The organism is Gracilibacillus sp. JCM 18966 (assembly GCF_055392695.1).
This window is the reverse complement of sequence record NZ_AP043883.1, coordinates 1,926,494-1,939,611: the sequence shown is the minus strand read 5'-3', so window position 1 is coordinate 1,939,611 and position 13,118 is coordinate 1,926,494. Positions and strand designations below refer to the sequence as shown.

Annotated in this window: 11 protein-coding genes; 4 read left to right on the top strand and 7 right to left on the bottom strand. The window is 35.3% G+C overall.

The features are described 5' to 3' along the window. Positions 1-20 precede the first annotated feature (20 nt). From ACZ5N5_RS09320 to ACZ5N5_RS09300, 5 genes are all read right to left on the bottom strand, one after another. Complete coding sequence (locus ACZ5N5_RS09320; protein ID WP_109985761.1) at positions 21-932, bottom strand: carbohydrate ABC transporter permease; 912 nt, start codon at positions 930-932, stop codon at positions 21-23. A gap of 12 nt (positions 933-944) precedes the next feature. Continuing rightward, complete coding sequence (locus ACZ5N5_RS09315; RefSeq protein ID WP_464373682.1) at positions 945-1,901, bottom strand: ABC transporter permease; 957 nt, start codon at positions 1,899-1,901, stop codon at positions 945-947. Positions 1,902-2,030: 129 nt separating this feature from the next. Then, positions 2,031-3,545 (bottom strand): response regulator transcription factor, encoded by a 1,515-nt coding sequence (locus ACZ5N5_RS09310; protein ID WP_464373681.1) that lies wholly within the window; start codon positions 3,543-3,545, stop codon positions 2,031-2,033. A gap of 16 nt (positions 3,546-3,561) precedes the next feature. Continuing rightward, positions 3,562-5,304 carry a sensor histidine kinase gene (locus ACZ5N5_RS09305; RefSeq protein WP_464373680.1) on the bottom strand — a complete coding sequence of 581 codons (1,743 nt, stop codon included), beginning with the start codon at positions 5,302-5,304 and terminating at the stop codon, positions 3,562-3,564. A gap of 307 nt (positions 5,305-5,611) precedes the next feature. Further along, a complete protein-coding gene (locus ACZ5N5_RS09300) occupies positions 5,612-6,385 on the bottom strand; it encodes a TerC family protein (RefSeq protein ID WP_109985757.1) in 774 nt (257 codons plus the stop codon). 482 nt (positions 6,386-6,867) lie between these two features. Here ACZ5N5_RS09300 and ACZ5N5_RS09295 point away from each other — a divergent pair, with 482 nt between their 5' ends. The 4 genes from ACZ5N5_RS09295 (at position 6,868) to ACZ5N5_RS09280 (ending at position 9,418) form a co-directional block, all read left to right on the top strand. Beyond that, positions 6,868-7,245: a DUF6220 domain-containing protein gene (locus tag ACZ5N5_RS09295; RefSeq protein WP_464373679.1), complete on the top strand. Its 378-nt coding sequence runs from the start codon at positions 6,868-6,870 to the stop codon at positions 7,243-7,245. Between the two features lie 141 nt (positions 7,246-7,386). Next, positions 7,387-7,575 carry a DUF5957 family protein gene (locus ACZ5N5_RS09290; RefSeq protein ID WP_054861169.1) on the top strand — a complete coding sequence of 63 codons (189 nt, stop codon included), beginning with the start codon at positions 7,387-7,389 and terminating at the stop codon, positions 7,573-7,575. Positions 7,576-7,651: 76 nt separating this feature from the next. After that, complete coding sequence (locus tag ACZ5N5_RS09285) at positions 7,652-8,731, top strand: sensor histidine kinase (RefSeq protein ID WP_464373678.1); 1,080 nt, start codon at positions 7,652-7,654, stop codon at positions 8,729-8,731. Further along, the gene (locus tag ACZ5N5_RS09280) at positions 8,732-9,418 is read left to right on the top strand and encodes a winged helix-turn-helix domain-containing protein (RefSeq protein ID WP_054788184.1); all 687 of its coding nucleotides are present in this window, start codon (positions 8,732-8,734) and stop codon (positions 9,416-9,418) included. A 46-nt stretch (positions 9,419-9,464) separates the two neighbouring features. Here the strand turns inward: ACZ5N5_RS09280 and ACZ5N5_RS09275 are convergent, their stop codons facing one another. Beyond that, on the bottom strand, positions 9,465-10,664 hold the full coding sequence (locus tag ACZ5N5_RS09275; RefSeq protein ID WP_464373677.1) for an MFS transporter: 1,200 nt from the start codon (positions 10,662-10,664) through the stop codon (positions 9,465-9,467). A 524-nt stretch (positions 10,665-11,188) separates the two neighbouring features. After that, positions 11,189-13,105: a BglG family transcription antiterminator gene (locus ACZ5N5_RS09270; protein ID WP_109985752.1), complete on the bottom strand. Its 1,917-nt coding sequence runs from the start codon at positions 13,103-13,105 to the stop codon at positions 11,189-11,191. Positions 13,106-13,118: the final 13 nt, after the last annotated feature.

Sequence of the window (13,118 nt, the reverse complement as noted above, 5' to 3'; positions counted from 1 at the left end):
CCCTGTTAATACCAGTAGTTTTACTGCTTCACAGCACCTAATGTCATTCCTTGAATAAAATATCTTTGAACAAACGGATAAACTAAAATAATCGGAATAACAGTAACCATGGTAATCGCCATTTTAATCGATTGGGGAGATACCATATTGGCTTGCTCGCCTTCATTTGGACGCATCAGATTGGCATCCTGACTCCCGCCCATTGTCGTGTTCTCTAATATTTTCATCAGCTCATATTGCAGTGTGGTTAAATTTTCATTCATACTATTGTATAAATACGTATCAAACCACTGATTCCACTGGCCAACAGCGACGAATAATGCAATCGTAGCAAGTACTGGCTTACATAATGGAAGAATTATTCGATAGAAAATCGTGAAATCACTTGCCCCATCCATCTTGGCAGATTCTTGAAGGGAAAATGGTAAGCTATCCATAAAGGAACGAATGATGATGATATTAAAGGCGCTAACTAAACCAGGCAGAATGTACACCCAAAAGGAGTTGATTAAGCCTAAATCACGAATCAGCATATAACCAGGAATTAACCCACCAGAGAAATACATCGTGAGAACAATTGCAGTAGATACAAACCGCCTTCCTTGAAAGTCCGTCCGACTTAAAGTAAACGCTACCATAGCTTGGATAAATACACCTAAAACCGTCCCAATAACTGTTCTTAACACAGAATTAAAAAAGCCTGTAACGAGATTATCGTATTTCATAATTTCCATATAATTATTAAAGGTAAACTCTCTAGGCCATAAATAAATGCCACCTCGGATGGTGTCTGTTGAATCATTTAAGGAAATCGCCAACACATTTAAAAATGGATACAAAGTGACAATAATTACAACGATTAAGAAGCTATAATTAATGATGTCAAACAGATAGTCCTTATACGATAATTGATTTAAAGATTTTTTCGCCACTTCACACTCCTCCTACATAACACTTTGATTCGAATATTTCTTAAAAATACCATTTGCTAGGAATAATAAGAAAATACTGACAACAGAATTGAAAATACCAATAGCTGTACCATACGAGAATTGCCCAAGTCCAATCCCATAGTTAAGCGCATACAATTCTAGGACTTCTGCATAATCCACCACAAGTGGGTTACCTAATAGCATCTGTTTTTCAAAACCGATTTGAATTAAATGGCCAATATTTAAGATTAGTACAACTAAAATAGTGGGGCGAATCCCTGGTAAGGTAATATGCCATATTTGCCTGAATCTTCCTGCTCCATCTACTTTCGCTGCTTCATATAATTGAGGATCTAACCCCGCTATTGCTGCTAAAAAGATGATCGCATTCCAACCCATTTCCTTCCAAATGTCCGAAACCGTTACAATACCCCAAAACCATTTTTCTTGGGCCATAAATTGAAATGGTTCATCAATAATACCTATTCCCATTAATAAATCATTGACAATCCCACCATCTGTCGAGAGCATTTTTGTCACAATCCCTGCTACAACCACCCAGGATACAAAGTGTGGCAAGTACGTAACCGTTTGAGTCACTCTTTTGAATATCGAGTGACGAACTTCGTTTAATAAAATGGCAAAAATAATGGGGATTGTAAAACCAAATAATACTCCAAGAAAACTCATAGCAAGCGTATTTCTTAATGCTAAGAAAAACCGCTCATCTTGGAATAGTGCAATAAAATGCTCAAATCCTACCCATTCTTGCTCCCATATTGCATTACCTGGACGAAAGTTCTGAAAAGCCATCGTCCAGCCCCAAACAGGTAAATAATTGAAAACAAAAACCCATGCAACAAATGGCAGTGACATCAAATATAATATTTTCTGATTTTTTGCTGTCTTCCAAAAGCTATGAACTTTTGTTTTGGAAGTGTTTGTTGATTTTTTTGATGCTAATTCCATCTAATCCCCCCTTCTTCTTAGGTTAATTCTAACTTAATCTATTAGTTAAAAATACCATACAAATTAACACAAAAATCATATAAAAATCAAAGAAAGCGCTTACTGATGATGGATCAAAAAAAGAGCTGTCTAACCCAGCTCCTTTTTAGAAAACTCCTTCTTCTGACTCTTTTTTCGAAACGTGGAAGGGGACATACCTACATATTTTTTAAACTTACTATGAAAATAATCAGGATTAGAATAACCTACTTTTTCGGCAACCTGATAAACTTTGAAGCCTTGTAGCAAAAACTTCTTACCATTTTCCATTCTAACTTTATCTAAATACGTATTAAAATATTCTCCCGTGTGGGCCTTAAATAATTTACCTAGATAGACTTTATGGTAATGGACAACTTCTGCAATATTATCCAATTTGATATTCTTATGATAATTTTGTTCGATTAAATGGATCATTTTGTTTACAACGATCTTTTCTTTATTGCAATCGATCAGTTCGACTATTTCTTTGATAAATTGATGAATAAATTCTACTAATTGTGTCACATGAAAGAGGTATTCTATTTCTGTTAATTCATATAATTTATGAGAGAATGTTTCTCGTTTTTCAGGATATTCTGTGCTTAGTGTATTGACGATGGAGGATAAAAGCTGAATAAATCGCTTTTTTATTTTTGCTTCTGTGTATTCTTTTGCCTCTAGACTTGCTGTTATTTTCCAAATTAGTGGATGGATGTTACTCCAATCCCCTATCTCTACAGAATACACGAACTGTTCCTCTAATGCTGATAAGGATATCCGAGACTCCTCCACATATTCCCTAATATGGAGAGAATCCTTTGTTACTATTTGATCCTCGATATAGAAAAAGCTTTTTCTCATTAACTCTAAAGCCTCTCTGTAACAGGTTGCTAAATCTTCTACTTTGCCAACAGCCTGTGATCGTACGGAGAAATAGGAAATACCATATGCTCCCAAGAGGTTGTCTAATTCAGATGGGATCGTAACGGCTTCTCCCTTTTGTTCTATTACTATTCCCAAATAAGAGTCCTTCGTAAAAGGTACACTTTCTTGTAAGGATTCCTTAAGCATTTGTTTTAAGTCAAGATCATTCTTTTTATAACATTTAATTAGTATAATAGTAAACTTGTTCCAATAGATCATTTGTTGAAGCTGTACCGCAGCTTCTGTCGTAATCTCATCTGATAGAGCAGCTTGGATAAGTTTTTCTATCTTCCCTTTTTTGTTTGCATGATGGCTTGTCTTTTCTAGATCCAGATTTTTCTTTATCTCTACTAAATAACTTAATAATTCCTCTTCATCTACTGGTTTAAGCAAGTATCCTGAAACATGATATTGTATGGCTTTTTTAGCGTAATCAAATTCCGCATGACCACTTAATATGAGGAAACAAATTTTCTGATCCTTTTTTCTAATGGCTTCGATTAGTTTGATACCCGAAACCCCTGGCATTTTTATATCTACAATCATAAGGGAAGGTCTTCTTTTCTCAAAGAGTTCCATTGCTTCAGTAGCATCAGCAGCAATATTAGTAATTGTAAAACCATAACTCTCCCAATCAACAAGTGTAGCTAATCCTTGGCGTGTTCTTCGCTCATCATCAACGATCATTACTTCATACATCTTGTATCCCCTCCATTCATTTTATATGAAACGATATGTTAGTCCCTACATTTGGAATACTTTGAATCGATAATCCTGTTCGGGCACCATACGTGAGTTGAATTCTTTGATGAACGTTGCGTAGTCCGATTCTCACACCGGATTTTTCTTCCTTTTCCGAGAGGGATGCTATAATGGCATCTAATTTTTGTTTCGTTATGCCGATACCATTATCGCTTACTTCTACATATAATCCTCCTTCTACTAACTGTGTTTTCACATGTATAGTCCCACCCGAACGATTTCCTTCTAGTCCGTGAATAACACTGTTCTCTACTAATGGCTGGATGATAAGTGGAGGAATCAAAAAATCCCTTGTATCAGGATCTATATCTAAGTAATAGTTTAACCGTTCATCATAGCGAAATTTTTGAATTTCTAAATACCATTCAATTACTTCTATTTCGCTTTCTAACTTAATTTTTCCAGAACCTACTTCAATACTGTTTCGCATTAATTTTCCTAGTAATTTGATCACACGCGCTATTTCCTTTTCCCCTTTATAATGCGCCTCCATTCGAATGGACTCAAGGCAATTAAACAGGAAGTGTGGATTGATTTGACTTGCCATCATTTTAAATTTGATTTCATTTTGCCTTCTCTCTAATAACCTTTTTTGTTTATTGGATTCATATACTTCTGCTAAGAGATTCCTTGTATTACTCACCATGACGTCTAGTTGTTTCGATAGCATCCCTATTTCATCATTACCATCGATTACGATAGATGTTTCAAAATTGCCCTTAGCTACTTGATTAATCTGCTTTGTTAGGATGATGAGTCTATTGGAAAGCAATTTAGAAAGATAATAAATAATTATTAGTGCAACACTTACACTTATCATCACAACAGTGGCACCCATTTTTCCAAAGTGCTGAGCGTTTTGTACGATCGTCTCATCTGAAATAATGGAGATAATTCGTAGCTTATTATCACTTTTTTCTAAGGAAATTTCGTCAACAAAAATTCTCTTCGATTCGTCAGAAGTTACATCTTGAAAAATCCCTAATTCCCCTTCCATTACTTCTGGCGCAGTAAGAATGGAGTTCAATTTTTTCCCACGAAATTCTTTTTGATTTGTAGCAATTACATGATTCTTTTCATCTACAAGAAGAATCGGCTCTGATTCCTGTGATAAAATTCGATTTAACGTTTTAGTATTCACATTTATGACCAAAAGGCCATTTGTGTCAAATTCCGATGAGGTTATCTTTCTAACTAAACTTAAATAGTAATAGTTGTTTTTCGTTTCATCTTTCAGATAAAGCCAATGTGGAGTAGGATCCTTACTCATGGCATGCTGATACCAATCCTTACCTTTCAATTCTTTCGAAACAGGGATTATTTCCCAATTGTTTAATAATGTTGGATTATCCATATAAAATCGAATATTCGAAATTTCCGAACTATACATATCTTGATAATATTTTAATGTGTCATATTGCCAGTAGGCATCTACTACATCATAAACAGACTGATATTCTTTATTGACTAGTTGGATGAATCGCTTATCGATGCTAATATTATCAGCCAAGTAGACAGGAACCTTTAAAACTTCTAATGTTCGCTCCTTAACACGTTCCATATTAATGGTGGCTTGCTTTTCTGCCTCTTCTAGGGCTACTTGTCTTAACTCATTCGTCAGATAACCACCGATAATGATAACAGGGATAAAAACAACCAAAACAAAGGAGATAAAAAGCTTATTTCGTAATTTCATATGGTTGACTTTCTCTTTAAGGTATTTTTTAATATAGCTCACCTCTTTGTTTAAGTATATGTGCTTCTTATATTACATAACGAGATGATTTCTTGAAGAAAAATCTGATCCAATTAGCTAATAAATTTAATTATTAGCTTCTCCTTTAAGTAAGTATATTAATGAAAACACTTACATTTTATCATATTATAACTTAATAATTTTAACTAGGCTATTTTTTCAGGATAAAAGTAGTTAGAGGTATGTTTTTGAGGATAAAAAAACAGTGAAGAAATAGATGTTTATTTCTCCACTGTTTTCCTTAATATTAGTTAACTTCCGTGCTTTCCGGATTCTTTGGAGCATTTTTACCAGATAGGAACCAACCCACAATAACGATTCCGAGTAATATACCCCAGAAGACAACGGTCCAACCCGTACTGTGTGGGAAGTGTGAATCCAACACACCAACAGAAGGGTGAGATAAGGTGATTACGGCAAGCTTCACCCCAACCCAAGCTACAACAGCATATGCGGTAGTTTCTAAGCCTGGACGGATCTCTAACAACTTCACAAACCATGTTGCCGCAAATTTAATAAGAACTAGACCAGCAATACCTGCGATGACAACTACGATAAATTGGCCACCATCCATTCCCCCGAAATCTCCTAATGGGGAATCAGGTAGTGCAATTGCTAAAGCAACAGCTGCGAGAATCGAGTCAATCGCAAATGCAAGATCTGCTAAACCAATTTTGGCAACAGTTGGCCAGAAGCCACTTCCCGCCTTTTCCTTCTCTTCTTCCGCATCTCCCTCTTTCTTTTTTTTCGGGATAATGTGTTTTAAACCTAAATAAATTAAGTAAATAGCCCCAATTGCTTGTACTTGCCATACATTCGCAATAAATGAAATAGCAAATAATGCACCAAACCTAAATACAAATGCACCAATAATACCGTAATTTATCGCACGTTTTTTCTGATCATCAGGTAAATGCTTTGCAATAACCGCTAAAACTAATGCATTATCAGCTGATAGCAACCCCTCTAATCCAATTAATACTAGTAATGTCCAACCATACTCCAACCAAATCGATTCCAACAGATTTCCTCCTTTAAAATAACAACCTCCAAAACGAATGGAATGGTAAGTATCATGATCGTCTTCATTTCAAGCTAATTCTCCATTGCATTTTGCAAAAGTCGACTAGCGATACCTCGCCTTTTTCTATAATCATCCAAACGAGAATAGAGATCTTTACCACTTATTATTGGCAAAGATCTCTAAAAAAATGAAAGACCTTTACCAATCATGGCAAAGGTCTTGCTAACAACGTGTAAGTCGCCAGTATTGCCGAGAACTAAAATGTTCTGTAATGACGACAATACTGTAAAAGCTACTCCCCTTCTTCGTAATAAAAATATACCAAAACAAACCTTTAAAAGTCAAGACAATTTACAGATTATTTAATCTAGGGTCTAATTTATGGTTTTTATTTAAGAAATATTTAATTCTTTGCTAATGAATTATTTAGAATTAGCTTTTATATTTGTTGTATCAACAGATAGAAAGGATGTTGAATAATGAACAAAAGTTTTAATAAAACACTATTTCTCGTATTAGCCATGTTATTTGCAGCTGCTATTACGGTGCAAATCTTTTTAGCTGGAGCGGCTATTTTTATCCATCCATCGCATTGGCAAAACCACACGATGTTTGTCCATCTATTTGGTTTTAATCTTCCGGTGATCATGCTTTTAGTAGCTTTTTTTGCTAAAACTCCACGTTGGGCATATTGGTATATTTTTAGCATGTTACTTGGTGTATTCATGATGTATTTCACCGCAAATATCACTTCTAATTTACCTTGGCTCGGGGCTATTCATCCTGTTATTGCTGTATTTCTCGTGTTGGTTTCCTACAGATTAGTATTAAGAACATCGCATTTTATTAGAAGGTGAATAGGGAAATGTTAGAAATTTCTCTACAAATGCTTTCAGTTAAATATTTCATTATTAGTATTTTTATAATCTTTATTGCTTTATTTATTTTTACCATCATTTATTTAATCATTATTAGAAAATGAAGAAAGGAGCATTATTATGAGAGTTTTTATTGCCATATTAGTGGGATTAATTGGAGGATTCATATTAGGTATCGCACTATCTAGTATAATTGGAATTATTGGTATGACCATTTTCCACCAACCTATTGGAATTAAATTTCTTCCATACTATACTGCCCTCATTTGTGCAGTTATTGTTCCTATAATAGATCAAAAAAATAAGTGAAAGGTATAGCCTTTTTCTGAGTATTTATTATAATGAGGAAAAGATCCCATACTAAAAGTAAAAGGAGGTGGCCGTCATGTCTATCCAAAAACGGTTAATCCTCTCGAATATAGGCATGATCATCCTTCCTATATTGAGCCTATTTGTGATTGAAATCGTATTAGGGTTTATTTTCTTTGTATTTTTAAATAGAGAGACCGATAGCAGAACAATCGAGCTTTTTAGTGGGCTTCGATTTTTTACTCTTCTATTGGTCCTTATTGTCACTAACGGATTATTAACCTATTTTGTTTCGAGGAGCATTCTCAAACCTATACAAAAACTATCCCAGGCTACAGAAAGGATTAAACAAGGAGATTTAGATTACAGTGTCTATTCTAATAAGAAAGATGAACTTGCCAAATTATCCAACAACTTTGAAGAAATGCGTATTAGTCTAAAAGAAGCAAGAAGTCTTCAAGATAAATATGAAGAGAACCGTCAAGAATTAATAGCAAGCATTTCCCATGACTTAAAAACACCGATTACCTCCATAAAGGGATATATACAAGGGATTCATGATGGTGTAGCTAACTCTCCTGAAAAACTATCGCGCTATTTATCCACTATTTACCAAAAGGCAGAACAAATGGATGGCTTGATAGATGAACTTTTTTTGTATTCTAAGCTAGATTTAGCTCAAGTACCATTCGACTTTGAACCACTTGATTTACATGCATTTCTTCATGATTTTTTAGGGGAGCTCACCTTCTATCAAGACGATTTAGAAGTGGAATTAAACGCAAATCAGAATGAGCAGTATCTGATTTATGCGGATCGTGATAAAATATACCGCGCGATTACCAATATTATGCAGAATAGCTTGAAATATATGAATAAGAAAGATCAAAAAATAGATGTTAGCTTACAATCTGTCAAAGACCATGTAGAAATGGTGATAAGAGATAACGGTCTAGGCATTGCCCCTGATGAGTTGCCCTTTATATTTAACAGCTTTTATCGAGCTGATAGCTCTCGAAATTCATCAACAGGCGGGAGTGGTTTAGGTTTATCCATTGTCAAGAAAATAGTCGATGCACATGGTGGTACAATCTGGGCAGAAAGCAAAGAAAAGAATGGAACATCCATCTATATCCGATTTAAAAAGGTGAGATAAATGCGCAAAATTTTAATCATTGAAGACGAAGAAAGCATAGCAAATTTAGAAAAAGACTATCTCGAACTAAGTGGGTTTGAAGTAGATATTGTTTCGACAGGTGATGAAGGGCTCGTCTCCGCCAAACGAGTGAAATATGAGTTGATTCTCCTTGATATTATGCTACCAGGAATCGATGGCTTTGAATTATGTCAAAAATTCCGTCAATTTGTAGATATTCCTATTTTGATGGTGACGGCAAGAAAAGAAGATATTGATAAGATAAAAGGCTTTAACAGAGGAGCAGATGATTATATTGTTAAGCCTTTTAATCCTAATGAACTTGTTGCTAGAGTAAAAGCGCATATTTCGAGATATGATCGTTTAACAAATCAGCAGCAAAAGGATTCCAGCATCTCAATAAATGGCTTAGTAATTGATCCTCGTGACCGAAGAATCTATGTAAATGAGGAAGAAAGAATTCTTACCGCTAAAGAGTTTGATTTGTTATACTTTCTCACAAATAATCCAAATCAGGTTTTTAGTAAAGAGCAGTTGTTGGAGAGAATTTGGGGTTACGATGCACTTGGAGATAGTACTACTGTCACAGTTCATATTAGAAAGCTTCGAGAAAAGATCGAGAAGGATCCTGCAAAGCCCCGCTATATTGAAACCATTTGGGGTGTTGGCTACAGATTTAAGCATTAGTAACAAACCATTTAAACAGTGGAAAGGGGTATTCCCTCCCACTGTTTTACACTTTAGAATGAGCTGGATATCGGTGTGAGGAGGAGTTTGTATTTCGATACACCGTTATCCATAATGCAATACCACTTATCAATAATAAGGCACTTGTAAAATAAAAAACGGCGGAAATAGAATATAAGCCAGAAATCCAGCCACCGATTAATGGTCCAATAATATTGCCTAAGAATCGGACACTTGTATTATAACCGAGTACTTCTCCTTGAATGGCTAATGGTGTAACCTGACGAATATAAGCAGTTCGTAACGGTATAATTCCCCCTATAGCGATACCTAATAAAAATCTCAATCCAACTAATTGCCAAATATTCGATGCATAAGCCTCTGGAAGATAGAACAATGCTGATAAGAACAATAGTAAAATTAGAATCTTTTCATAACCCACTTTGTCGGCGAGCTTTCCCCAATTACGTGCCATTAACAAATTTCCTAGGCCAGTTGCCGAAAACGCTAATCCCGAGAAAAAGGCGATACTCTCTGATCCATGTAATTCATGCACAAATAATGACAGGATTGGCTGAATGCTAAAGTTCGCAATTTGCACAAACATCGATATAACCATTACCATGACAAGTACTGGATTGAAAAAGATATGTTGTAATACTTCTCTCGTTGAATAGCTTTTTCGCTGTTCGGATGTTTTTTGCTCTACCTTTACTTCTTTTATACCAAACAAGACAAAGAAAGCGGCCATAAATAAAGTGATTGATGTGATCTGAAAGGTGGTTGCATAGCCTAATGAATCAGCTAAAATCCCTCCAAATAGTGGACCGAGTAAGCTTCCTGTTACATTACCTGTTTGTAATGTTCCGAGCACTTTTCCTGCGATTCGTTTTGGAATTTGTGTCGATATGAGCGCTTGTGACATGGAGATAAATCCAGAGAAAAAGCCCATTAACATACGTAATAGAAAGAGCTGAAACACAGTAGTAACAAACCCCATAAAAAACACACAAACCCCTAAACCAAAGCCAGCAATTACTAAAAACTTCTTCCGTCCATGCTTATCACCAAATCTCCCCCAAATCGGTGCAACTAAAAAGGCGATGAAGAAGGTAATAGCAAAAACCCATCCAGACCATTGCTGCACGAGTTTATCAGGATAATCCCCTAGTGTTTCTATATATAATGAAAGAAAAGGAATAACCATTGTCATACTACCGCCAATAAAGAAATTGGCGAACCACATGATCCCAAGATTACGTTTTGTTCGTTTTTCTTGATCTAAAATGTCTAATCCCTTCTTTAATATTTATTTCGATTCCCTAAATATTATTGTACTCCTATTCCATTGTTTTTGGAAATAAAGCGGCTTATCGTTCTTGCAAATGGCTATCTGAGTATTACATACATTTTAAAAAAGGGGACCCATCTTAGATCCCTCCTTCGTTTATTTAAAAAATTTCCTTATCAATTTGGAAATGATTCTCCGTTTCATACTGTCGCTTGTTCGATGATGTACTCTTCCCTTTCGGACAGCTTGTACATTATTATATATTCGTAACGCCTTAAAAAGTTTTGATTTTAAGCCCATCCTCAGCACCCCTTATTCAGACATTTTAGAACCATTTCCTCACATTATAACGCATTCTATAAGGCACGAAAAATTTACAAATCAAAAAAAACGCACATCCGCTATTCTTTTAACGAATGTGATAGCTTCTAATTCAAACAAAAAAGACATTCCCTTTTTCCGTTACTGGAATGCCATTTTTAATCAATATCATGAAATACTTTAACTACATCCTCGAACTCTGATGCCTTAATTAACTGCTGCACAAGCCTTCTGCTTTCAATTACTTTTCCTAAAACCTTATACATTGCTTGTAAATCCTCTTGGCTGTTTTTCTTTACACAGAGGAAACAGATAAATTGAACTGGCTTTTCGGCCCACATAATAGGTTTATCCAATGTACAAATTGATAAAAAGGTTTCATTTGTCTTCGGTGTAATCGGGTGGGGGATTGCCACAAGGTTACCGAACGCTGTTGGTGCTACGTCCTCTCTTTCATAAATGGCTTCTAGGAAATCATCATCGATTAAACCAATATCGCCCAATTTCTCTGCAACATACTCTAATACCTGTTCTTTTGTATGAAGCTGTTTTCTTAGAAAAGTGAAATCCTTTCCGAGAAAGCGTGTCATTTCATGCTTTTCTTCTAGGACGAGTGTTTCTACTTTACCTAAATCCTGGTTTGAGAGGATTGCATTCACCTCAATCACGGGTATTGGCAGCTTTTTAGGTATTGGGATAGAACTTACAATAAAATCTATTTCTTGCAGGTTATATTGGTGAAGCTGGTAGTATTCCGTTGAACCTACAATATCCAGGTACTGACCAAAGTGGGACTTTAACTTATAATAAATCAACTGGGATGTTCCTAATCCGGAAGCACAAACAATAATACAACGCTTCGGTCCAGACACTAGCTTTCTTCGTTCAATTGCAGCCCCAATGTGAAGAGCTAAGTATCCTACCTCATTTTCGTCGATTTTCGTCGAGCTTTCTTCCTCTATTGCCATACTTGCAATAATTCCTGCTTCAAAAGCAAGCGGATAATTATTTTTAATATCCTCAAGCATTGGGTTTCGGATGTTCATTCCAAACTTAAATCGGTTAATCGCAGGCTTAAGATGGAGGCGTAGTGCCATAATCAATTCCTTGTCCTCACTAATACCCAATTGAAGCTTTTCTTCCACTCTATCCAATGCTTTTTTCACTAAATCTATAATCGATTGATCCATTACTTGTTCTACCACATCACTTGATTGTGTTAGTAACTTCGTTCCGAGTAAATGAATCGCTATATAGGCAACTTCCACTTCTGGAAAAGTAACATCAAATGTCTCTTCCACTTTTTGGACAATTTCTTTTGCCACGTTATATTCTGCTTGTTCGATAATCTCTTGCATATCCTGTTTGTACAAGGTTACATGATTACCTGTCTTAATTCGTTTATAAGCAATTAAAATATGGATTACTAAATTATTCATTGCAATATCGGATAACGTAATGTGATGGGATTTAATTTCCTTTAAAATAATCTCTGCGACTTTGTCCGAATCCTTTTGTGAGACACTATCTAAATAAACCTCAGTAACTGGTTCATTACGATCGAAAATATATTCAGACATGCAAAAACGAAGCTTCAATTCATCTCCTGTTACCTTCAAGCCATAATTTGGACGTGATTCTAATGTAATATCATATTTTAATAAAATTTTCCTTACTTCTTTAATATCATTTTGAATGGTTGACTTACTTATATAAATTTCATCAGCTATGTCCTCTAATTTAAGGTAATCCTCACTTAATAACAATCTTCTTATAATATAAGCTATTCGTTCTTCTGGTGACCTCGGCAGCTTCTCAGAATTAGACTCCTCTGCAAACATTGTTTTCAAAAATTCCCGATATTGGTTATCATCCTGAATCATTAATTGATAGCCCTTACCCATTATCGTTTCAATTGTTGCACCATTTTCATTTAATAGCTCACTTAGTTTCTTAATATCTTCTCTCGTTGTCCTTGATGTCACTTGATTCATGTTAGCTAAATAGGTGCCGGATATCGGTCCTTCTCCCGCCATTAATTCACGTAAGATCGTTTTTAATCGTGAGTTCAACAATATGTCTCCCTCC